Below are 22,532 nucleotides of genomic sequence, written 5' to 3'. Positions count from 1 at the left end.
AAGCTGTAAACTTGCAGCCACCGCCATCCAACTTGCAGCTTCAAGCGTGTCGCTTGAAGCTGACTCGCAGAGACCGCCATGACCGATCAACAACGCCTGGAACTCGAAGCCGCCGCCTTTCGCCGGCTGGTGGCCCACCTGGACAGCCGCAAGGATGTGCAGAACATCGACCTGATGAACCTCTCGGGTTTTTGCCGCAACTGCCTGTCCAAGTGGTACAAGGCGGCGGCCGACGAACGCCAGATCGAGGTCAGCCTCGACGAGGCCCGCGAAGTGGTTTACGGCATGCCGTACGCCGAATGGAAAGCCCAATATCAGCAAGAAGCCAGCGCCGACCAGCAAGCGGCGTTCGCCAAAGGAAAACCCAATGAGTGATTTGAACACCCTGCGCGCCAGCCTCAAAAGCGGCGAACACGCCTTCGCCGACACCCTGGCCTTCATCGCCGCCGGTTACGACTACCAGCCTCAGGCCTTCAACAACGGTGGTGTGGAAAACGCGGCCGGGCAGAACGAAGGTTCGTGCAAGACCCTGGGTCTGGCGCTGCTCGAAGGCTTGAGCGATGAAGAAGCACTGCTGGCTTTCGGCGAGCATTACCGTTCGGTTGTTGCCACACCTGAAGGCAGCGATCACGGCAACATCCGCGCGTTGATTGCCCATGGCCTGGCTGGTGTGAAGTTCGCTCAGCAGCCGCTGACCCGCCGCTGATACCAAAAAAATCGCAGCCTTCGGCAGCTCCTACATGAGGTTTGATTCCCTGTAGGAGCTGCCGAAGGCTGCGATCTTTTGATCTCTACTGTTTCGCCCTGCACATTCCGACTTTTAAGATTGACCCGGCAACTTTATTTCGTTTGCCCCGTACCGCTGCTCACGGCTTAGATAAAAAGAAGTCCTCCTACTTCCGAGCCGGTCATTCATGCGCAGCGAAACCATCAGCCAGTCGATCAACATCGTTCACCCTGTCACGCTCAGCCACGGCAAGAATGCCGAGGTCTGGGACACCGATGGCAAACGCTACATCGACTTTGTCGGCGGCATCGGCGTGCTGAACCTCGGCCATTGCCATCCGCGCATCGTCGAGGCCATTCGCGAACAAGCCACCCGACTGACCCACTACGCGTTCAACGCTGCACCCCATGTGCCTTACCTCGAACTGATGGATCGCCTCAGCGCGTTCATGCCGGTGGGTTACCCGGTCAGCGGCATGCTCACCAACAGCGGCGCGGAAGCGGCTGAGAACGCGCTGAAGATCGTCCGTGGCGCCACTGGTCGAAGCGCGGTCATCGCCTTCGACGGCGCCTTCCACGGCCGCACGCTGGCCACCCTCAACCTCAACGGCAAAGTCGCGCCCTACAAACAGAAAGTCGGCGTGCTGCCGGGGCCGGTGTTTCACCTGCCCTTCCCCAGCCAGGACAACGGCGTTACCTGTGCCGAGGCCCTCAAAGCCATGGAGCGCCTGTTCAGCGTCGAGATCGATGTCGAAGATGTCGCCTGCTTTATCGTCGAACCGGTGCAGGGCGAAGCGGGCTTCCTGGCCATGGAGGTTGAGTTCGCCCAGGCGCTGCGCAAGTTCTGCGACGACAAGGGCATCGTGCTGATCGCCGATGAAATCCAGTCCGGTTTTGGCCGTACCGGCCAGCGTTTCGCGTTCTCGCGGCTGGGCATCGAGCCGGACCTGATCCTGCTCGGCAAGAGCATCGCCGGCGGCGTGCCGCTGGGTGCGGTGGTCGGGCGCAAGTCGCTGCTGGACAACTTGCCCAAGGGCGGACTCGGTGGCACTTACTCCGGCAATCCCATCGCCTGCGCTGCGGCACTGGCAACCCTCGAGGAAATGACCGATGCCAACCTGCATGCCTGGGGCACACAGCAGGAAGAAGCGATTGTCGGCCGCCATGCAACCTGGCGTGCGAACAACCTGACGCCGTACCTGGGACGCTTGACTGGCGTCGGCGCCATGCGTGGCATCGAGTTGATCAACGCCGATGGCTCGCCCGCCCCGGCACAATTGACCCAACTGCTGGCCCTGGCGCGGGATGCGGGTCTGCTGCTGATGCCCAGCGGCAAATCGCGGCACATCATCCGCTTGCTGGCGCCGTTGACCATTGAGGCGACAGTTCTGGAAGAAGGACTGGATATTCTTGAGGCATGCCTGGCAAAACTGACTCAAGCATAAAGCCCCTGTAGGAGCTGCCGGAGGCTGCGATCTTTTGACCTTGACCTTCGAAGATCGCAGCCTTCGGCAGCTCCTACAGGGTTGAGCGCATTTGTCCTCACCACAAAAAAACCGGCCGAAGCCGGTTTTTTCATTTCAACGAAAGCAGAATCAAGCGTTCTGCAGATCGTCGAGGTAACGCTCGGCATCCAGTGCCGCCATGCAACCGGCGCCAGCGGAGGTGATGGCCTGACGGTACACGTGGTCAGCCACGTCACCGGCGGCGAAGATACCTTCGAGGTTGGTGGCAGTGGCGTTGCCGTCACGGCCTCCCTGCACAACCAGGTAACCGTCTTTCAGGGTCAGCTGGCCTTCGAACAGCGAAGTGTTCGGGGTGTGGCCGATGGCGATGAACACGCCGTCGACTTTCACTTCGTCGAAGCTGCCGTCGTTGTTCTTCAGGCGGGCACCGGTCACGCCCATGTTGTCGCCCAGCACTTCGTCCAGGGTCGCGTTCAGCTTCAGCTCGATCTTGCCTTCGGCAACACGGGCGTTCAGCTTGTCGATCAGGATCTTCTCGGCGCGGAAGGTTTCGCGACGGTGGATCAGCGTGACTTTGCTGGCGATGTTGGCCAGGTACAGGGCTTCTTCAACAGCGGTGTTGCCGCCGCCGACCACAGCCACAGGCTTGTTGCGGTAGAAGAAACCGTCGCAGGTCGCGCAGGCCGAAACGCCTTTGCCCATGAAGGTTTCTTCAGACGGCAGGCCCAGGTAACGAGCGCTGGCGCCGGTGGCGATGATCAGGGCATCGCAGGTGTAAGTCGCGCTGTCGCCGATCAGGGTGTAAGGCTTGGCAGCGAAGTCGACGGCATTGATGTGATCGAAAACGATCTCGGTTTCAAAGCGCTCGGCGTGTTCGCGCATCCGCTCCATCAGCGCCGGGCCGGTCAGGCCGTGGACGTCGCCCGGCCAGTTGTCGACTTCGGTGGTGGTGGTCAGTTGACCGCCAGCCTGCATGCCGGTGATCAGCAGTGGCTTGAGGTTGGCACGTGCGGCATAGACCGCGGCGCTGTAACCGGCAGGGCCGGAACCGAGAATAATCACTCGCGAATGACGGACTTCAGACATGACATGCTCCTGTTGACCGGCCCGGAATACCTGGCGCGGAACGCCGGATTGCCGGCTGGAATAAAAAAGAACGGTTGAAAGCACTTGGGGAAGGCTTGAACCCGACCGTCCTGTAAAAAGATTGGGTGCAGCGTATCGAGGGGGCGAAGATTAAGGAAATACGGTTTAACAATCCAGCTCATAGGTGGTCTCTATGCCATCTGGCCGACGATATCGACGTCTTTGTTACAGTGAATGTCGATACCGCCACCGCGCTTTCGCCTGTGAAGCAAAGCCGGTAAGGTCGGCGCGTTTTCCCTCTGTTCGGAGCCCCTTATGCCCGCCCCTGTTCTGTCCGGCCCGCAATACCTGCGCGAAGGCCTCAAGCTGGTGCTGAGCCCCAGCCTGCGTTTGTTTGTGCTGTTGCCGCTGGCAATCAACCTGGTGCTGTTCGTCGGATTGATCTACCTGGCCGGCCATCAATTCAGCCTGTGGGTCGACACCTTGATGCCGTCCCTGCCCGACTGGCTGAGTTTTCTCAACTACATCCTCTGGCCGCTGTTCGTGGTACTGGTGGTGTTGATGGTGTTCTTCACCTTCACCATGCTCGCCAACGTCATTGCCGCACCATTCAACGGCTTCCTCGCGGAGAAAGTCGAAGTGGTGGTGCGCGGCACCGATGATTTCCCGGCCTTCAGCTGGGGCGAGCTGATTGCGATGGTCCCGCGCACCCTGGCCCGGGAAATGCGCAAGCTCGGCTACTTTCTGCCCCGGGCAATCGGGCTGTTCATCCTCTCGTTCATCCCGGTGGTGAACATTATCGCCGCGCCGCTATGGCTGTTGTTCGGGGTGTGGATGATGGCGATCCAATACATCGACTACCCGGCGGACAACCACAAGCTGGGCTGGAACGAAATGCTCGCCTGGCTGCGCCAGAAGCGCTGGCAGAGCATGAGCTTCGGCGGCAGCGTGTACCTGGTGCTGCTGATCCCGGTGGTCAACATCCTGATGATGCCGGCGGCCGTGGCCGGGGCGACGCTGTTCTGGGTGCGTGAGCGCGGGGCGGAAAACCTGGTGACCCAGCGCTAAGTCACAAATCCATCATCCTGACGTCACACTGACGACATGGCCCCGGTCGACACTGGGGTCATGACGACAGCTCTGCATATCACCCTGATCACCGAAACCTTCCCACCGGAAATCAACGGCGTGGCCAATACTCTGGGACGCTTGTGCGAAGGTTTGCGCGCGCGCGGGCATCAAGTGGAACTGGTGCGCCCGCGTCAGGGCTGCGACCAGCAGTTGGGCAGCGACGATGAATTGTTGCTGTGCCGCGGCTGGCCGCTACCGGGCTATCCCGGCCTGCAATGGGGTCAATCGTCGATGCACAAACTGCTGCGGCGCTGGACGCGTCACCGCCCGGATGTGCTCTACATCGCCACCGAGGGCCCGCTGGGCCTCTCTGCGTTGCGTGCGGCGCGGCGACTGGGGATTTCCGTGGTCAGCGGTTTCCACACCAATTTCCAGCAGTACTCCAATCAGTACGGGTTTGGTTTGCTCACGCGCCTGCTGACTCACTACCTGCGTTGGTTCCACAATCGCTCGACCATGACCCTGGTGCCCAGCGTCAGCCAGCGCCTGGAACTGGAGCGACGTCAGTTCGAGCGACTGGCGTTGCTGTCCCGTGGGGTCGACAGCGAATTGTTTCACCCGGCCAAACGGTTAAATGCGCTGCGCGAGCAATGGGGACTGGCCGAGGCAGACATCGCCGTCATTCATGTCGGACGCCTGGCCCCGGAAAAGAATCTCGGCTTGCTCAAGCGCACCTTCAATACCCTCAAGGCGAGTTATCCCCAGCGCACGCTGAAACTGATCGTGGTCGGCGATGGCCCGCAGCGCCAGGAACTGGAAAACGAAATGCCCGAGGCGATTTTCTGCGGCACGCAACGGGGTGAAGCCCTGGCATGTCACTACGCCTCGGGCGACGTGTTTCTGTTTCCGAGCCTGACTGAAACCTTCGGCAATGTGGTGCTTGAAGCACTCGCTTCGGGGCTCGGCGTGGTGGCCTACGACCAGGCAGCAGCGGCCCAGCATATTCGTCATGGCTACAACGGTGTGCTGGCGATGCCGGGGGATGAAGAGGCGTTCTGCGATGCAGCGGCATGGCTGCTGGAGGAACGGGAAGCCTTGCGCAATGTGCGGCTCAATGCGCGCCAGCATGCCAGTCGCCAGGGTTGGGCGTCGATCATCGAGCAGTTCGAGGGACAGTTGCGTGGGGCATGTGCCAGGGAGATGGTGGTGCCGAATGCACCGATTGTTCCCTGATTTTGCAGTGTTCTTGAGTCAGTCTTCGCGAGCAGGCTCGCTCCCACAAGGGATCCATGTCATGCACAGATCCAGTGTGGGAGCGAGCCTGCTCGCGAAGAGGTTGGAACAGACGTCGCTTAAACCAGCGTCATCAACGCCTCACGGCTGAACGGCAGAATGTCTTCCTCGCGACCATCGCGCACTTTCTGCGCCCAGTCCGGGTCCACCAGCAAGGCACGACCGACCGCCACCAGGTCGAACTCGTCGTTGTTCAGGCGCTCCAGCAGTTTTTCCAGGCTGGCCGGTTGCGCGACCTTATCAGTGTTGACCATGAACTGCAGGAACTCGCCATCCAGGCCGACGCTGCCCACGGTGATGGTTGGCTTGCCGGTGAGTTGGCGGGTCCAGCCGGCCAGGTTCAGCTCGGAACCGTCGAACTCCGGCTCCCAGAAGCGGCGGGTCGAGCAGTGGAAAATATCCACGCCCGCGTCGGCCAACGGTTTGAGGAACTCGCCCAAGGCTTCCGGGGTTTGCACCAGACGCGCGGTGTAGTCCTGCTGCTTCCACTGGGAGAAACGGAAGATGATCGGGAAACCTTCACCGACCGCGGCACGCACGGCCTGAATCAATTCAATGGCGAAGCGCGAACGGTTGGCCAGGCTGCCGCCGTATTCGTCGGTACGCTGGTTGCTGCCTTCCCAGAAGAACTGGTCCACCAGATAACCGTGGGCACCGTGGATTTCCACGCCGTCCATGCCGATGCTCTGGGCATCCTTGGCGGCCTGGGCGAACGCGGCGATCACGTCCTGGATATCCTGTTTGGTCATGCCGTGAACCACGACCTGACCTTCCTTCAGTTTTTCCGACGGGCCATAACCCGGCACGCTGGCATCCGGCTCGGTGCCGATACGGCGCACGCTGCCCACGTGCCACAGCTGCGGAACGATCTTGCCGCCTTCGGCGTGAACGGCGTCGACGACTTTCTTCCAGCCGGCCAGGGCCGCTTCACCGTAGAAATGCGGAACGTTCGGATAGCCGTTGGACGCCTTGTGACCGACGGTGGTGCCTTCGGTGATGATCAGGCCGACGCCCGCAGCGGCGCGACGACGGTAGTATTCGATCACTTTGGAATTAGGCACGCCGCCCGGGGAAAAGGAGCGGGTCATCGGCGCCATGACGACGCGGGTCGGCAGTTCGAGGGTGCCGAGGTGGAACGGTTTGAACAGGGCTTTGACGGGCATGGGACGCTCCACGGGAAGTAACTTTATGACGGTGATAATATGGAGAGTTCCACTGCTTGAACAGCATTATTGATTTCGGTGATCAAGGGTCAAAAGACAGAAAGCAAAAGATCGCAGCCTTCGGCAGCTCCTACACAGGATCGTAGGAGCTGCCGAAGGCTGCGATCTTTTGCTTGTCTTTCCGGATTAGCTCAGCGCTTTTTCAATCGCGTGAACGATGGTCGGATCATCCGGCGCCGTGCGCGGCGAGAACCGAGCCAGTACACGGCCGTCCTTGCCCAGCAGGAACTTCTCGAAGTTCCAGGTGATGTCGCCGGGAAATTCCGCGCCCTCGCCCGCCAGCAAGCGGTACAACTGATGACGATCATGCCCATTGACTTCCAGTTTGCTGGACAACGGAAAGGTCACGCCATAGTTGAGGCTGCAGAAATCCTTGATCTCTTGTTCGGTCCCCGGTTCCTGCCCGGCAAACTGGTTGCACGGCAAGCCCAGCACGCTGAAGCCTTTGCCCTTGTATAGCTGGTAAAGGTTTTCCAGCGCCGCGTACTGCGGGGTCAGGCCGCATTTGGAGGCGACGTTGACCACCAGTACGACTTGGCCTTTGAAAGGCGCCAGAGGTAGCTCCTGTCCATCCAGGGCTGTCAATTTAAGGTCGTGAAAAGCACTCATGGCGTACTCCAGATTCCCGTGTTCTTCTCGAAACAGCCACTTGGCGGTGTCGTCAGGGACGGCCGCAGACTAAAAAGGCGCCCACAGGGCGCCTCTCCAGTTATCTGAGCTTAGCGCAGAAATCAGTGGTGATGGCCACCTTCGCCATGGACGTGGCCATGCGCGATTTCTTCCTGGCTGGCGTCACGGATGTCGATGATCTTGACCTGGAAATTCAGGCGTTGACCGGCCAACGGGTGGTTGCCGTCAACGGTGACGTCGTCGCCGTCCAGATCACGGATGGTCACGATCTGCATCTGGCCGTCCGGAGCGGAAGCGTGGAACTGCATGCCCACTTCCAGCTCGTCGACGCCTTCGAACATGCTGCGGCTCAGGGTGCTGACCAGTTCGGCAGCGTATTCGCCGTAAGCGTCTTCCGGTTCAACGGCTACGGTCAGCTCGTCGCCGACAGCCTTGCCTTCCAGAGCCTTTTCCAGGCCCGGGATGATGTTGCCTGCGCCTTGCAGGTAGACCAGCGGCGCGCCGCCGGCGGAGCTGTCGATGACCTCACCAGCGTCGTTGGTCAGGGTATAGTCGATGGAGACAGCCTTATTGGCGGCGATCAGCATGGGGCGAGACCTTTTGCATAAGAAGATTGAAAGGCCAAGTTTAGCGAAGCCATCGTCCGAAAGCGAACACAACCCGGACAGACGGGATTCGACGATCACAGGCTTCCATCAGGACGAGGACGGACACTGGGTGGCCGAGCTTTCCTGCGGCCACACCCAACACCTGCGACACCAGCCGCCATGGCAATCGCGCGCCTGGGTCATGCACCCTGCGCAGCGCCAGGAAAAAATAGGCCAACCCTTTGATTGTGGTTGGTGCGCACAAGGCTCGGTTAGCGATAACCTTGGCGACTGAATTTCGGTAGACGACCAGTTATAGGTCATCACCTTTGCAATGCACCTTTAGAGAATCCGCATGCAAACTTTTTTTATCGCGCCCACCGATTTTGGTGTGGGTCTGACCTCCATCAGCCTCGGGCTGGTGCGCACCCTTGAGCGCGCCGGCCTCAAGGTCGGCTTTTTCAAGCCGATTGCCCAGCCGCATCCGGGCGACACGGGCCCGGAACGTTCCACCGAACTGGTGGCGCGTACCCACGGTTTGAAACCGCCCCAGCCCTTGGGTCTGGCCCATGTCGAGCGCATGCTCGGCGACGGTCAGCTCGATGAATTGCTCGAAGAAATCATCGCCCTTTATCAGCAGGCGGCCATCGGCAAGGACGTGCTGATCGTCGAAGGCATGGTGCCGACCCGCAGCGCCAGTTATGCCGCGCGGGTCAACCTGCATCTGGCCAAGAGCCTCGACGCCGAGGTGATCCTGGTCTCGGCACCGGAAAACGAAGTGCTGACCGAACTCTCAGGTCGCGTGGAGTTGCAGGCGCAATTGTTCGGCGGGCCGAAAGACCCGAAAGTCCTCGGTGTGATCCTCAACAAGGTCAAGACCGAAGAAAGCATGGAGGCCTTCGCCACGCGCCTGAAGGAACATTCGCCGTTGCTGCGCAGTGGTGATTTCCGCTTGCTCGGCTGCATTCCGTTCCAGCCGGAGCTGAACGCCCCGCGCACCCGCGACGTCGCCGACCTGATGGGCGCGCAAGTGCTCAACGCCGGCGATTACGAAACCCGGCGCATGACCAAGATCATCATTTGCGCCCGCACCATGCGCAACACCGTGGAGTTGCTCAAGCCCGGCGTGCTGGTGGTGACCCCCGGCGACCGCGACGACATCATCCTCGCCGTCAGCCTCGCGGCCTTGAACGGCGTGCCGCTGGCCGGCCTACTGCTGACCAGCGACACACTACCCGACCCACGCATCATGGACCTGTGCCGCGGCGCCCTGCAGGCCGGGTTGCCGGTGCTGTCGGTGAGCACCGGCTCCTATGACACCGCCAACCTGCTCAATGGCCTGAACAAGGAAATCCCCATCGATGACCGCGAGCGCGCCGAGATCATCACCGATTTCATCGCTGGCCACCTCGATGCCAACTGGCTGCATCAACGCTGCGGTACACCACGGGAAATGCGCCTGTCGCCAGCGGTGTTCCGCTATCAATTGATCCAGCGCGCCCAGGCGGCCAACAAGCGCATCGTGTTGCCCGAAGGCAGCGAGCCGCTGACCGTGCAGGCCGCCGCGATCTGCCAGGCCCGTGGCATCGCTCGCTGCGTGTTGCTGGCCAAGCCCGAGGACGTGCAGGCCGTTGCCCGCGCCCAGGGCATCGAGTTGCCACCGGGTCTGGAAATCATCGATCCGGACTCGATCCGCGAGCGCTATGTCGAGCCCATGGTCGCGCTGCGCAAAAGCAAAAGCCTCAACGCTCCGATGGCCGAGCAACAACTGGAAGACACCGTGGTGATCGGCACCATGATGCTGGCCCTGGATGAAGTCGACGGCCTCGTGTCGGGCGTGATCAACACCACCGCCAACACCATCCGCCCTGCCCTGCAGCTGATCAAAACCGCGCCGGGCTGCACCCTGGTGTCATCGGTGTTCTTCATGCTGTTCCCGGAAGAGGTGCTGGTCTACGGCGACTGCGTGATGAACCCGCACCCGAGCGCCAGCGAACTGGCCGAGATCGCCCTGCAAAGCGCTGATTCGGCCGCCGCCTTCGGCATCACGCCACGGGTGGCGATGATCAGCTACTCCAGCGGCGAGTCGGACAGCGGCGAAGACGTCGAGAAGGTCCGCGAGGCGACCCTGCTCGCCCACGAACAACAGCACTCGCTGCTGATCGACGGCCCCTTGCAGTACGACGCCGCTGCCAACGAAAGCGTGGCCCGGCAACTGGCGCCGAACAGTCAGGTGGCCGGTCGTGCCACGGTGTATGTGTTCCCCGACCTCAACACCGGCAACACCACGCACAAGGCCGTACAGCGTAGCGCCGACTGCGTCAGCCTCGGGCCGATGCTGCAAGGCCTGCGCAAACCGGTGAACGATTTGCCCCGCGGTGCGCAGGTCGATGACATCGTCTACACCATCGCCCTGACCGCGATCCAAGCCGCCAACCGACCTATGGATGTGTAAATGCTGGACTTCCTACCTGCTCCGCTGCGGGGCGTGATCGCCTCGCTGCTGTTGGCACTGAACACGATTCTGCTCTGTTCGTTCCTGTTCTGCGTGGCGCTCGTCAAGGTACTGCCGTTCGCCCTCACCCAGCGCCTCGCGGGCTGGCTGATGAGCCATACCCACGAAGCCTGGATCAGCCTCAACAAAGGCTGGATGAACCTGGTGCGCCGCACACGCTGGCACATCAGCGGCCTGCAAGGCCTCGACTATCAGCACTCGTACCTGATCACCAGCAACCACCAGAGCTGGGTCGACATCCTGGTGCTGCAATACGTGCTCAACCGGCGCATTCAACCGCTGAAGTTCTTTCTCAAGCAGGAGCTGATCTGGGTCCCGGTGATCGGTCTGGCCTGGTGGGCACTGGGCTTTCCGTTCATGAAGCGCTACTCCAAGGCCTATCTGGAGAAGCACCCGGAAAAGAAAGGCAAGGACCTGGAAACCACCCGCAAGACCTGTGCGAAGTTTCGCAACAACCCGGTGGGCATTTTCAACTTCGTCGAAGGCACGCGCTTCACCGAGGGCAAGCACAAGCAACAGCAGTCACCCTTGAAGTACCTGCTCAAGGCCAAGGCCGGCGGCATTGCCTTTGTGCTGGATGCGATGGGCGAGCAGCTTGAATCCCTGGTCAACGTGACCATCCACTACCCGGCTGGCCGCCCCGGTTTCTGGGACTTGCTGTGCGGGAATGTTGCGGATGTGGTGGTGCACTTCGAAGAGCTGAAGATTCCGCCGCAGTTCATTGGCAAGAACTACGATCAGGATGGGGAATACCGGTTGCAGTTTCAGGGCTGGATTAATCAGCTGTGGCAGGACAAGGATGCGTTGCTGGAGCAGATGCATCGCGAGTATCCGCAGATTTAAGATCAAAAGATCGCAGCCTTCGGCAGCTCCTACAGGATGTACGCCGAACCAATGTAGGAGCTGCCGAAGGCTGCGATCTTTTGACGATCTGAAAGACACAAAAAACCCGCCGATGATCACTCATCGGCGGGTTTTTCTTTGCGGCTAAGGCTTAGATCGCACCACGCTCACGCAGCAGACCCAGCACTTGCTTGACGCTTTCCTCCAGCGACACGGACTGGGTGTCGATCACCAGGTCGGCATCCAGCGGCACGTCGTACGGGAACGACTCGCCCGGGATGTTATCCCCGGCCGCCGCGTACAAACCTTGCGGATCACGCTCGGCGCAGACGGTTGGCGAAGCCTGGACGTAGACCGTCAACAGACGCTCCTTGCCGATCAGTTCCCGGGCCTGTTCACGCCCTTCGGCATTCGGTGCAACGAAGGCAGCGAGGGTCAGCAGACCAGCCTCGTTGAACTGACGCGCAACGTGCGCGGCACGACGCCAGTTCTCGGTACGCCCGGCGCGATCCTGTGGCAGACCTTTGTTCAGGTCGTGACGCAGGTTCTGGCCATCGAGTACGAACACCGCACGGCCCATGTCGAACAACTTGCGTTCAACCGCATACGCCAGGGTGCTTTTGCCCGCGCCGGACAAACCGCTGAACAACACGGTGGCCGGTTGCTGGCCGAAGCGCTGTGCGCGTTCTTCGGTGGCGACGTGGGCCAGTTTGCCGTGGTGCGTGCTGGTGCCATGGGCCAAAGGTTGGGCGACGATCATGCCCGCGCCAACGGTGCCGTTGGTCAAGCGGTCGATGATGATGAAGGCGCCGGTGGTGCGGTTGCTGTCGTAACCGTCGAGGGCAATCGGCGCATCGAGCGCGATCTTGACCTTGCCGATTTCGTTCAGCTGCAACGCGCTGGCCGGACCTTCTTCCAGGGTGTTGACGTCGACCTTGTTGACGATGCTGGCGATAGAGCCCGGCACGTAACTGGTAGCGCGTTTGATGTCGTATTTCTTGCCCGGCAGCATCGGCTCTTCAGCCATCCATACCAGCATCGCTTCGAAGCTGTCGGTCACCGGCGGCACGTTGTCGGCGTGAACCAACAGGTCGCCACGGGAGATATCGATTTCGTCTTCCATGGTCAGCGTGACTGCCTGACCAGGACCTGCGTGTTCCAGCTCACCTTCGAAGGTGACGATGGACTTCACGCGGCTGCTCTTGCCCGACGGCAGCACCACGACTTCGTCGCCTTTCTTGACGATGCCGCTGGCCAGCGTACCGGCGAAGCCACGGAAGTTCAGGTTCGGACGGTTGACATACTGCACCGGGAAACGCAGGTCGGTGAAGTTGCGATCGCCCGCCACTTCCACGGTCTCGAGGATTTCCATCAGCGACTGGCCGGTGTACCACGGCGAACGCTCGGACTTGTTCACCACGTTGTCGCCCTTCAAAGCCGACATCGGCACGAAGTGCATCGTGGTGGGCTTCATCTTCAAGCCTTCGGCGAACTGCAGGTAGTCGGCCTTGATCGACTCGAACACGCCCTGGTCGAAGTCCTTGAGGTCCATCTTGTTGATGGCCACGACGATGTGCTTGATGCCCAGCAGCGAGGCGATGAAGCTGTGGCGACGAGTCTGGGTCTGCACGCCGTAACGGGCGTCGACCAGGATGATCGCCAGGTCACAGGTGGAGGCACCGGTGGCCATGTTGCGGGTGTACTGCTCATGGCCTGGGGTGTCGGCGATGATGAATTTGCGCTTGGCGGTGGAGAAATAGCGGTACGCGACATCGATGGTGATGCCTTGCTCACGCTCGGCCTGCAGGCCGTCGACCAGCAGCGCCAGGTCGATATCTTCACCGGTGGTGCCGACTTTTTTCGAGTCGCGGGTAATGGCTTCCAGGTGATCTTCGTAGATCATCTTGGAGTCGTGCAGCAGGCGCCCAATCAGGGTGCTCTTGCCGTCGTCGACGTTACCGCAAGTCAGAAAGCGCAGCAGCTCTTTACGTTCGTGCTGGCCCAGGTAGGCGAGGATGTCCTCGCTGATCAAATCAGATTGGTGCGACATGACAGCCCCTTAGAAATAACCTTGACGTTTTTTGTCTTCCATCGAGCCGGCGCCATCGTGGTCGATGACACGGCCCTGGCGCTCGGAAGTTCGCGTCAGGAGCATTTCCTGAATGATGTCCGTGAGGCTTTCGGCCTCGGACTCCACCGCGCCCGTCAACGGGTAGCAACCAAGGGTACGGAAACGCACTTTCTTTTTGACGATACGGGCTTTGTCTTCATCGCTCAGGTGCTCGAGGATGCGCTCGTCGTCGATCATGATCAGCGTGCCGTTCTTCTCGATGACTTCACGCTCGGCGGCGAAGTACAGCGGAACGATCGGGATGCCTTCAAGGTAGATGTACTGCCAGATGTCCAGCTCGGTCCAGTTCGACAGCGGGAAGACGCGGATCGACTCGCCCTTGTTGACCTTGCCGTTGTAGACGTTCCACAGCTCGGGACGCTGGTTCTTCGGATCCCAGCGGTGCTTGCTGTCGCGGAACGAGTACACACGCTCTTTAGCGCGGGATTTCTCTTCATCGCGACGGGCGCCGCCGAATGCTGCGTCGAAACCATACTTGTCGAGAGCCTGCTTGAGGCCCTCGGTCTTCATGATGTCGGTGTGCTTGGCGCTGCCGTGGGTGAACGGGTTGATGTCCTGCGCCACGCCGTCCGGGTTGACGTGGGTGATCAGGTCGAGGCCCAGCTCGGCGACCATCTTGTCGCGGAAGCTGTACATCTCCTTGAATTTCCAGCGAGTGTCGACGTGCATCACCGGAAACGGCAGCTTGCCCGGGAAGAACGCCTTGCGTGCCAGATGCAGCATCACGGCGGAGTCTTTACCGATGGAGTACAGCATCACCGGGTTATCGAACTCGGCGGCCACCTCGCGGATGATGTGGATGCTTTCCGCCTCCAGCTGTTTCAGATGCGTCAGTTTGTCGACCATGGCTACTCACGAAAACTTTCTTATGAACGGCCAGCGGGCCGTGTTCGAGCGGGGATCCTAGCACAGCGACCTCTTCTAATCAGGACGCCAACTAGATCGAAAGAGCATATGAATATGCCTGCCCGTTTGGGCATCGCAGTCCCTTTTTGATCGATGGTGTACCTCAAATCGGATTCGGGCAATCGATGAAGATGTGCTCCAGTGCAAACCGACGCGCCAGATAATCCCCCAGCGCCTGAACGCCGTAGCGCTCGGTCGCATGGTGACCGGCGGCGATGAAGCTGATGTCGTTTTCCCGGGCGCTGTGGAAGGTTTGCTCGGAAGCCTCGCCGCTGAGGTACAGATCGACGCCGGCCAGAATGGCCTGATCGATGTAACCCTGGCCACCACCGGTGCACCAGCCGACGCGGCGGATCATGGCGCTGCCTTCGATCAACAGCGGCTCACGCCCCATCACTTCCTGGACGCGGCGGGCGAAATCCCGGGGCATCATCGGCTCATTCAGCGAGCCGACCAAGCCGACAATCTTCAGGTTGTCCGGGTCCAGCGGACCTTCGACGGTGATGTCGAGCTGCCGCGCGAGCTGCACGTTATTGCCGACGTCCGGGTGCAAGTCCAGCGGCAGGTGATAGGACAACAGGCTGATATCGTGCTTGAGCAGGGTCTTCAGGCGGCGCTGCTTCATGCCGGTGATGCACGGGTTCTCGCCTTTCCAGAAGTAGCCATGATGCACCAGCACCAGGTCGGCATTGGCCTCCACGGCCGCATCGAGCAAGGCCTGGCTGGCAGTGACACCACTGACAATGCGCATCACTTGCGGACGGCCTTCGACTTGCAAGCCGTTGGGGCAATAATCGGCGATTTTGGCGCTGTTGAGGTAACGGTCGGCTTCTTCGACCAGGGTGCTCAGGGCGACGGCCATGAAAGACTCCTAAATATCCCGTTCAGAGGCGCGTGCGGCCTCGTATAATGCGCGTCATTATGAGCGGTCTCATACCGCCTGCAACTCTCTCAGGAACTGCTTAATGCTCAAGGCGCTGCGTTTTTCCGGCTGGCCGCTATTGGCCGGCGTGCTTGTCGCTCTTTTGATAATCCAGCGTTACCCGCAGTGGGTCGGGCTCCCGAGCCTCGACGTCAATCTGCAACAAGCGCCGCAAACCACCAGCATGCAGCAGGGCCCGGTGTCTTATGCCGAAGCGGTATCCACCGCGGCGCCGTCGGTGGTGAACCTGTACACCACTAAAGTCATCAACAAACCCAACCATCCGTTGTTCGAAGATCCGCAGTTCCGGCGCTTCTTCGGCGACAACTCGCCCAAGCAGAAACGCATGGAGTCGAGCCTCGGTTCCGGCGTGATCATGAGCCCGGAAGGTTACATCCTGACCAACAACCACGTGACCAGCGGCGCCGACCAGATCGTGGTGGCACTCAAGGACGGCCGGGAAACCCTGGCGCGGGTGATCGGCAGCGACCCGGAGACTGACCTCGCGGTTCTGAAAATCGACCTGAAAAATCTGCCGTCGATCACCGTGGGACGTTCCGACAACATCCGCATCGGCGACGTCGCGCTGGCCATCGGCAACCCGTTCGGCGTCGGCCAGACCGTGACCATGGGCATCATCAGCGCCACCGGGCGCAACCAACTGGGCCTGAACAACTACGAAGACTTCATCCAGACCGATGCGGCGATCAACCCCGGCAACTCAGGCGGTGCGCTGGTGGATGCCATCGGCAACCTGACCGGTATCAACACGGCGATTTTTTCCAAGTCCGGGGGCTCCCAGGGCATTGGTTTCGCGATCCCGGTGAAACTGGCGATGGAAGTGATGAAGTCGATCATCGAGCACGGCCAGGTGATTCGTGGCTGGCTGGGTATCGAAGTGCAGCCGCTGACCCAGGAACTGGCCGAGTCGTTCGGCTTGTCCGGGCGCCCTGGCATTGTCGTGGCGGGGATTTTCCGCGATGGTCCGGCACAGAAGGCCGGCCTGCAACTGGGTGATGTGATTCTTGCCATCGATGGCGAACCGGCCGGTGATGGCCGTCGCTCGATGAATCAGGTGGCGCGAATCAAGCCGACCGACAAGGTCGCGATCCAGGTGATGCGCAACGGCAAGGAGCTCAAGCTGACGGCGGAAGTTGGCCTGCGTCCGCCGCCGGCTCCGGTCAAGGATAAAGAAGAAGAGTAAGCGGACAACCCAAAAAACTGTGGGAGCGAGCTTGCTCGCTCCCACAGGGTCGTGCCTGGTTTTACAAGTCGCCGAGGCCGTCGATCAGCGCCTGATTCTGCTCCGGCGTGCCGATGGAGATCCGCAGGAACTGGGCAATCCGCTCCTGCTTGAAGTGCCGGACGATCACGCCTTGCTCGCGCAACTTCGCCGCCAGGCCCGCCGCATCGTGCCGGGGGTGACGGGCGAAAATGAAGTTCGCCGCCGATGGCAGCACTTCAAAACCCTTCTCCTCTAGCTGTGCAACGACCTTCTCGCGATTCTCGATCACCAACGCGCAGGTCTTGTCGAAATACTCGCGATCCTCGAACGCTGCGGCAGCGCCGACATTCGCCATGCGATCCAGCGGATAGGAGTTGAAGCTGTTCTTGATCCGCTCCAGCGCCTCGATCAGGTCCGGATGGCCGACCGCCAGGCCCACTCGCAGACCGGCCAGGGAACGGGATTTGGACAGGGTCTGGGTCACCAGCAGGTTCGGATAGCGGTCCACCAGGGTGATTGCCGTCTCGCCGCCGAAGTCGATGTAGGCCTCGTCGACCACCACCACCGAATCCGGGCTGGCCTTGAGAATCTGCTCCACCGCTTCCAGCGCCAACAGGCAACCGGTCGGCGCATTCGGGTTAGGGAAGATGATCCCGCCGTTCGGCTTGGCGTAGTCCGCCGGGTTGATCTGGAACTGCTCGTCCAGCGGCACCGCGTCGAACTTGATGCCGTACAACCTGCAGTAGACCGGGTAAAAACTGTAGCTGATGTCCGGGAACAACAGTGGCTGATCGTGCTGCAGCAAACCGTGGAAGATGTGCGCCAGCACTTCATCGGAACCGTTGCCGAGGAACACCTGATTGCCTTGCACGCCGTAGTACCTGGCAACGGCTTGCTTGAGCAGGTCGCTGTTCGGGTCCGGGTACAGGCGCAGGTTGTCATTGAGTTCGGTCTGCATCGCCGCGAGGGCTTTTGGCGATGGGCCGTACGGGTTTTCGTTGGTGTTGAGCTTAACCAGTTTCGCCAGTTTCGGCTGTTCGCCCGGCACGTAAGGCACCAGATTCTTGACGAACGGGCTCCAGAATTTACTCATGTTCAGTTCCCCTGCTTGTCGTCAACGATGCGATATTCGGCACTGCGGGCGTGGGCGGTCAGCGACTCGCCACGGGCCAGCACGGAAGCGGTCTTGCCCAGTACGGACGCACCCTGCTCGGAGCAGAAGATGATCGACGAACGCTTCTGGAAGTCATACACGCCCAGCGGCGAAGAGAAGCGTGCAGTGCCGGAAGTCGGCAATACGTGGTTGGGACCGGCGCAGTAGTCGCCCAAGGCTTCGGAGGTGTGACGCCCCATGAAGATCGCACCGGCGTGGCGGATTTGCGGCAGCCAGGCTTGTGGATCGGCAACGGACAACTCGAGGTGCTCCGGCGCGATGCGGTTGGCCACTTCGATGGCTTGCTCCATGTCGCGAACCTTGATCAGTGCACCACGGCCATTGAGCGAGGTTTCGATGATCGCGGCGCGCTCCATGGTCGGCATCAACTTGGCGATGCTGGCGGCGACCTTGTCGAGGAACTCGGCGTCCGGGCTGACCAGAATCGCCTGGGCGTCTTCGTCGTGCTCGGCCTGGGAGAACAGGTCCATGGCGATCCAGTCCGGATCGGTCTGGCCGTCGCACACCACGAGGATCTCGGAGGGACCGGCGATCATGTCGATACCGACCTGGCCAAACACGTGACGCTTGGCGGTGGCGACATAGATGTTGCCCGGGCCGACCACTTTATCGACCTTCGGTACGCTTTCGGTGCCGTAAGCCAATGCCGCAACGGCTTGAGCGCCACCGATGGTGAACACGCGGTCGACACCGGCGATGCAGGCGGCGGCCAGCACCAGCTCGTTGATTTCACCGCGCGGGGTCGGCACCACCATGACCACTTCGGTCACGCCTGCAACCTTGGCCGGAATCGCGTTCATCAACACCGACGACGGGTACGACGCCTTGCCGCCCGGTACATACAGACCGGCGCGATCCAGCGGCGTGACTTTCTGGCCCAGCACGGTGCCATCGGCCTCGGTGTAGCTCCAGGAATCCTGCTTCTGTTTTTCGTGGTAGCTGCGCACACGGGCCGCGGCGACTTCCAGGGCTTCGCGCTGGGCCACGGTGATGCGGGTCAGCGCCAGTTCCAGACGCTCACGCGGCAGGATCAGGTCGGCCATGGACTTCACGTCCAGGCCGTCGAACTGGCGGGTAAAGTCCACCAGTGCCGCATCGCCACGCTCACGCACGGCCTTGATGATGTCCAGCACCCGCTGATTGACCGAGTCGTCAGACACACTTTCCCAGCTCAGCAGATGATCCAGATGATGCGCGAAATCCGGGTCAGCAGCGTTGAGTCGGCGAATTGCAGTCGGTGCGGTCATAGCGAGAGCCTCATAGGAATGGCAAAAACTCAGGCGCCCGAAGCTAGCACTCCATCCGCTTGGGCACCTGAGAATTCTGGCTATGAGGCGGATAGACGGGCGCGACTTAACGTCGCGCAGGTGAATCAGCCGCGGTGTCGAGACTCCACTGCCTTGCGCAGGGTGTCGATCAACGCCTGGATACGGGCGTGCTGCATCTTCATCGATGCTTTGTTGACGATCAGCCGGGAGCTGATGGCAGCAATGAAATCCTGTGGCTCCAGGCCATTGGCCCGCAGCGTGTTACCGGTGTCGACCACGTCGATGATCTTGTCGGCAAGGCCGATCAGCGGTGCCAGCTCCATCGAGCCGTACAGCTTGATGATGTCGACCTGACGACCCTGTTCAGCGTAATAACGCTTGGCAACGTTGACGAACTTGGTGGCGATGCGCAGACGACCCTTGGGCTCGACCGCACCGACCTTGCCGGCCGTCATCAACTTGCACTGGGCAATTTGCAGGTCCAGTGGCTCGTACAGGCCCTGGCCGCCATATTCCATCAGCACATCTTTACCGGCGACACCGAGGTCGGCAGCACCATGTTCGACGTAAGTCGGCACGTCAGTGGCTCGCACGATCAGCAGGCGTACATCTTCCTGGGTCGTGGGAATGATCAGCTTGCGGCTCTTGTCCGGATTCTCGGTCGGCACGATGCCCGCTTCAGCCAGAAGCGGCAGGGTGTCGTCAAGGATGCGGCCCTTGGACAGTGCGATGGTCAACATGGGAAACGTCAGTCCTTATCAAGGTACTCATGCCTGGTCGCAAATGGCGCCGGACACACATCGAGCCGAAAACGGCTCGACTTCAACAAATCAACGGGCATGTCCTTATGCCCATGCAGCAGGTACTAGCCCGGAACGCGACGGATCTTGGCGCCCAGCATCTGCAGTTTTTCTTCGATGCACTCGTAGCCACGGTCTATGTGGTAGATGCGGTCGATCAGGGTGTCGCCTTCGGCGATCAGCGCCGAAATCACCAGGCTGGCCGAAGCACGCAGGTCGGTCGCCATCACTGGCGCGCCCTTGAGTTTTTCGGTGCCGGTGACGATGGCGGTGTTGCCTTCGACCTGGATCTTGGCGCCCATGCGGTGCAGTTCGTAGACGTGCATGAAGCGGTTTTCGAAGATCGTCTCGATCACAGCACCAGTGCCTTCGGCAATGGCGTTGAGGGAGATGAACTGCGCCTGCATGTCGGTCGGGAACGCCGGGTACGGAGCGGTCCGCACATTGACGGCTTTCGGACGCTTGCCGTGCATGTTCAGCTCGATCCAGTCTTCGCCGCAGGTGATTTCGGCACCGGACTCACGGAGCTTTTCCAGAACAGCTTCGAGGATGGTCGGATCGGTGTCCTTGACCTTCACGCGACCACCGGTCACAGCAGCGGCAACCAGGTAGGTACCGGTTTCGATACGGTCTGGCATCACTTTATACGTGGTGGTGTGCAGACGCTCGACGCCATCGATGGTGATGGTGTCGGTGCCGGCGCCGGAAACCTTGGCGCCCATGGCGTTCAGGAAGTTCGCCAGGTCGACCACTTCCGGCTCGCGCGCGGCGTTAGCCAGGACGCTGCGGCCCTTGGCCAGAGCGGCAGCCATCATGATGTTTTCGGTACCGGTTACGCTGACGGTATCGAAGAAGAAGTGCGCACCGCGCAGGCCGCCTTCAGGCGCCTTGGCCTTGATGTAGCCGCCTTCGACGTCGATGACGGCGCCCATGGCTTCCAGGCCACGGATGTGCAGGTCAACCGGACGCGAACCGATGGCGCAACCGCCAGGCAAGGCGACTTCAGCTTCACCGAAACGGGCAACCATCGGGCCCAGTACCAGAATCGACGCACGCATGGTTTTAACCAGTTCGTACGGTGCGACCAGGGTCTTGATGGTGCGCGGGTCGATTTCGACGGAGAGCTTCTCGTCGATCACAGGCTCAATACCCATGCGCCCGAACAGCTCGATCATGGTGGTGATGTCGTGCAGGTGCGGCAGGTTGGCCACGGTCACCGGGCCATCGCACAGCAAAGTGGCGGCCAGGATCGGCAGGGCAGAGTTCTTTGCCCCGGAGATGCGGATTTCGCCGTCAAGACGAGCACCGCCAGTAATAATCAATTTATCCATAAGAATCTCGACGCCCTTGGGCTCAGGTGCGCTCGGCCCAGGCCGCGCTGCTGAAAAATTTCATAGTGACCGCATGGATGCTGCCATCGGTGATCCACGGGTTCAAATGGGCATAGATCTGCTGCTGACGCTTCACCGGGCTCAACGCCGCCAGTTCATCGCTAATCACGTTCAGCTGGAAATTGCAGCCTTCGCCTTCAACTTCTACCAACGTTCCGGGCAGCTTTCCTTCCAGGAAGCTCTTCACTTCTACGGCCTGCATGCTCAACCTCAATCGGCGCCTTGTGCGCGCGGGTCGGACATCATACAAAAAAGCCCCGCGCCTGCGAACCCCGCGGAGCAGGACTCTGACGGGGGGCTTCTTTATAGATGCGTGTCAGGGGTGCGCCAACAGCTCGGTCATCTCGCTGACCTGAGCGATTTCACGCATATCATCCGGCATCCCACGGATGCTCAGGGCCTTACCGGCCGCCTGCGCATCGCGGATAAAGCACAGCAGCAACGACAAACCGACACTGCTGGACTTGGTCACCGCCGAGCAATCGACCACCAGCGCCGCAGCCTTGCTGGCCTTGATCAGCGCCTTGCCCTGCTCGCGCAGGCCAGGGCCGGTGCGGTAATCCAGCACGCCACTGAGTCGCAGCTCGCCCGCTTCGTCCATCTGGACTGCCGACTCACTCATTGGGCTGACTGCTCTGGTTGCTTGTCGGTGGCTTCCTTGGCCTTGGCGACTTCCCCGGCCCAACCATTGATGGTCTTGTCCAGGTCGTTGCCATTGCGCTGCATCGCATCGGCGAACTGATCGCGGAACAGCTTGCCGATGTTGATGCCGTTGATGATGACGTTACGCAGTTTCCACTCGCCGTTGATCTTTTCCAGCGTGTAGGACACTGGATAGATCGCGCCACTACTGCCCTTGACGGTCATGCCAACGCTGGTACGGTCGCCCGACTCGTCTTTGGCCGGATCGACGGTGATGCCCTGGTTGTTGTACTCCAGCAAGGCATTGCCATAGAACTGGAACAGACCCTTCTTGAAGTTTTCTTCGAAGGTCTTCATCTGCGCCGGGGATGCTTTCTTCGAGTATTTGACCGTCATGATGCTCTTGGAAATACCCTCGGCATCCACAACCGGCCCGACGATGTTGTCCAGCGCCGTGTAGAAGTCCTGCGGGTCCTTCTTGTACTTCTCTTTGTTTGCCGCCAGGTCCGCAAGCATACGGTTGGTTGTGTCCTGCACCAGATCGTGCGCCGAAGGCGCCGCTACGGCGTGGGACACCAACGGAAACACCGCGAGCATTACCAACAGGCCACGTCGCAAGGTAGAGATCATTTA

General features: G+C 60.7%; 23 protein-coding genes. 9 read left to right on the top strand and 14 right to left on the bottom strand.

The genetic code is table 11. From position 1 onward, the window contains the following. The first annotated feature begins 78 nt into the window (after positions 1-78). From AC3IP0_RS04305 to AC3IP0_RS04295, 3 genes are all read left to right on the top strand, one after another. The gene (locus AC3IP0_RS04305; RefSeq protein WP_008000589.1) at positions 79-375 is read left to right on the top strand and encodes a DUF1244 domain-containing protein; all 297 of its coding nucleotides are present in this window, start codon (positions 79-81) and stop codon (positions 373-375) included. Further along, positions 368-706 carry a HopJ type III effector protein gene (locus AC3IP0_RS04300; RefSeq protein WP_222589812.1) on the top strand — a complete coding sequence of 113 codons (339 nt, stop codon included), beginning with the start codon at positions 368-370 and terminating at the stop codon, positions 704-706. The genes AC3IP0_RS04305 and AC3IP0_RS04300 overlap by 8 nt, the downstream gene beginning before the upstream one ends. A 208-nt stretch (positions 707-914) precedes the next feature. After that, a complete protein-coding gene (locus AC3IP0_RS04295; protein ID WP_489326706.1) occupies positions 915-2,171 on the top strand; it encodes a 2-aminoadipate transaminase in 1,257 nt (418 codons plus the stop codon). Positions 2,172-2,321: 150 nt separating this feature from the next. On the opposite strand, the gene trxB is transcribed toward AC3IP0_RS04295, so the two are convergent. Continuing rightward, entirely contained in the window at positions 2,322-3,278 is a 957-nt protein-coding gene (trxB, locus tag AC3IP0_RS04290) for a thioredoxin-disulfide reductase (protein ID WP_223455602.1), read from the bottom strand. Between the two features lie 315 nt (positions 3,279-3,593). Between trxB and cysZ the strand changes: the two genes are divergently transcribed. After that, a complete protein-coding gene (cysZ, locus tag AC3IP0_RS04285) occupies positions 3,594-4,346 on the top strand; it encodes a sulfate transporter CysZ (protein ID WP_489318374.1) in 753 nt (250 codons plus the stop codon). Between the two features lie 36 nt (positions 4,347-4,382). Continuing rightward, complete coding sequence (locus tag AC3IP0_RS04280; RefSeq protein ID WP_489326704.1) at positions 4,383-5,582, top strand: glycosyltransferase family 4 protein; 1,200 nt, start codon at positions 4,383-4,385, stop codon at positions 5,580-5,582. 119 nt (positions 5,583-5,701) lie between these two features. Here the strand turns inward: AC3IP0_RS04280 and AC3IP0_RS04275 are convergent, their stop codons facing one another. The 3 genes from AC3IP0_RS04275 to AC3IP0_RS04265 all read right to left on the bottom strand — a co-directional run bounded on the left by AC3IP0_RS04275 (position 5,702) and on the right by AC3IP0_RS04265 (position 8,082). Then, the gene (locus AC3IP0_RS04275; protein ID WP_489318372.1) at positions 5,702-6,805 is read right to left on the bottom strand and encodes an NADH:flavin oxidoreductase; all 1,104 of its coding nucleotides are present in this window, start codon (positions 6,803-6,805) and stop codon (positions 5,702-5,704) included. A gap of 186 nt (positions 6,806-6,991) precedes the next feature. After that, positions 6,992-7,474, bottom strand: coding sequence for a glutathione peroxidase (locus AC3IP0_RS04270; RefSeq protein WP_477776354.1), 483 nt, complete (start codon positions 7,472-7,474; stop codon positions 6,992-6,994). A 122-nt stretch (positions 7,475-7,596) separates the two neighbouring features. Next, entirely contained in the window at positions 7,597-8,082 is a 486-nt protein-coding gene (locus AC3IP0_RS04265) for an FKBP-type peptidyl-prolyl cis-trans isomerase (RefSeq protein WP_007901600.1), read from the bottom strand. Between AC3IP0_RS04265 and AC3IP0_RS04260 the strand changes: the two genes are divergently transcribed. The 3 genes from AC3IP0_RS04260 to yihG are packed head-to-tail and all read left to right on the top strand — an operon-like array spanning position 8,051 to position 11,440. Beyond that, complete coding sequence (locus AC3IP0_RS04260; RefSeq protein ID WP_489318371.1) at positions 8,051-8,377, top strand: DUF3565 domain-containing protein; 327 nt, start codon at positions 8,051-8,053, stop codon at positions 8,375-8,377. The genes AC3IP0_RS04265 and AC3IP0_RS04260 overlap by 32 nt on opposite strands. A 60-nt stretch (positions 8,378-8,437) precedes the next feature. After that, positions 8,438-10,537 (top strand): phosphate acetyltransferase, encoded by a 2,100-nt coding sequence (pta, locus tag AC3IP0_RS04255; protein ID WP_489318370.1) that lies wholly within the window; start codon positions 8,438-8,440, stop codon positions 10,535-10,537. Continuing rightward, positions 10,538-11,440 (top strand): 1-acylglycerol-3-phosphate O-acyltransferase, YihG family, encoded by a 903-nt coding sequence (yihG, locus tag AC3IP0_RS04250; protein WP_489318369.1) that lies wholly within the window; start codon positions 10,538-10,540, stop codon positions 11,438-11,440. A 151-nt stretch (positions 11,441-11,591) separates the two neighbouring features. On the opposite strand, the gene cysN is transcribed toward yihG, so the two are convergent. From cysN to AC3IP0_RS04235, 3 genes are all read right to left on the bottom strand, one after another. Beyond that, positions 11,592-13,490 (bottom strand): sulfate adenylyltransferase subunit CysN, encoded by a 1,899-nt coding sequence (gene cysN, locus AC3IP0_RS04245; protein ID WP_489318368.1) that lies wholly within the window; start codon positions 13,488-13,490, stop codon positions 11,592-11,594. A 9-nt stretch (positions 13,491-13,499) separates the two neighbouring features. Continuing rightward, positions 13,500-14,417: a sulfate adenylyltransferase subunit CysD gene (gene cysD, locus AC3IP0_RS04240; RefSeq protein ID WP_008046199.1), complete on the bottom strand. Its 918-nt coding sequence runs from the start codon at positions 14,415-14,417 to the stop codon at positions 13,500-13,502. A gap of 163 nt (positions 14,418-14,580) precedes the next feature. Next, positions 14,581-15,339 carry a Nif3-like dinuclear metal center hexameric protein gene (locus AC3IP0_RS04235; protein ID WP_008046198.1) on the bottom strand — a complete coding sequence of 253 codons (759 nt, stop codon included), beginning with the start codon at positions 15,337-15,339 and terminating at the stop codon, positions 14,581-14,583. Between the two features lie 103 nt (positions 15,340-15,442). Here AC3IP0_RS04235 and algW point away from each other — a divergent pair, with 103 nt between their 5' ends. Beyond that, complete coding sequence (algW, locus tag AC3IP0_RS04230) at positions 15,443-16,603, top strand: Do family serine endopeptidase AlgW (RefSeq protein WP_056728386.1); 1,161 nt, start codon at positions 15,443-15,445, stop codon at positions 16,601-16,603. 61 nt (positions 16,604-16,664) lie between these two features. Here algW and hisC read toward each other — a convergent pair whose 3' ends face one another. The 7 genes from hisC to AC3IP0_RS04195 all read right to left on the bottom strand — a co-directional run bounded on the left by hisC (position 16,665) and on the right by AC3IP0_RS04195 (position 22,529). Continuing rightward, positions 16,665-17,717 carry a histidinol-phosphate transaminase gene (gene hisC / locus AC3IP0_RS04225; RefSeq protein WP_489318367.1) on the bottom strand — a complete coding sequence of 351 codons (1,053 nt, stop codon included), beginning with the start codon at positions 17,715-17,717 and terminating at the stop codon, positions 16,665-16,667. 2 nt (positions 17,718-17,719) lie between these two features. Next, on the bottom strand, positions 17,720-19,045 hold the full coding sequence (hisD, locus tag AC3IP0_RS04220) for a histidinol dehydrogenase (protein WP_489318366.1): 1,326 nt from the start codon (positions 19,043-19,045) through the stop codon (positions 17,720-17,722). Between the two features lie 125 nt (positions 19,046-19,170). Further along, positions 19,171-19,806 carry an ATP phosphoribosyltransferase gene (gene hisG, locus AC3IP0_RS04215; RefSeq protein WP_008018703.1) on the bottom strand — a complete coding sequence of 212 codons (636 nt, stop codon included), beginning with the start codon at positions 19,804-19,806 and terminating at the stop codon, positions 19,171-19,173. Between the two features lie 125 nt (positions 19,807-19,931). Continuing rightward, a complete protein-coding gene (murA, locus tag AC3IP0_RS04210; protein ID WP_489318365.1) occupies positions 19,932-21,197 on the bottom strand; it encodes a UDP-N-acetylglucosamine 1-carboxyvinyltransferase in 1,266 nt (421 codons plus the stop codon). A 22-nt stretch (positions 21,198-21,219) separates the two neighbouring features. Continuing rightward, entirely contained in the window at positions 21,220-21,459 is a 240-nt protein-coding gene (locus AC3IP0_RS04205; protein WP_007912386.1) for a BolA family protein, read from the bottom strand. A 114-nt stretch (positions 21,460-21,573) separates the two neighbouring features. Beyond that, positions 21,574-21,879, bottom strand: coding sequence for an STAS domain-containing protein (locus AC3IP0_RS04200; protein WP_223455587.1), 306 nt, complete (start codon positions 21,877-21,879; stop codon positions 21,574-21,576). Continuing rightward, positions 21,876-22,529, bottom strand: a complete 654-nt coding sequence (locus AC3IP0_RS04195) for an MlaC/ttg2D family ABC transporter substrate-binding protein (RefSeq protein ID WP_489318364.1) — start codon at positions 22,527-22,529, stop codon at positions 21,876-21,878. The genes AC3IP0_RS04200 and AC3IP0_RS04195 overlap by 4 nt, the downstream gene beginning before the upstream one ends. Positions 22,530-22,532: the final 3 nt, after the last annotated feature.

It is taken from the genome of Pseudomonas sp. GL_103 (assembly GCF_057835175.1).
The sequence above is the reverse complement of the archived record's forward strand: the minus strand, read 5'-3'. Positions and strand labels throughout refer to the sequence as shown.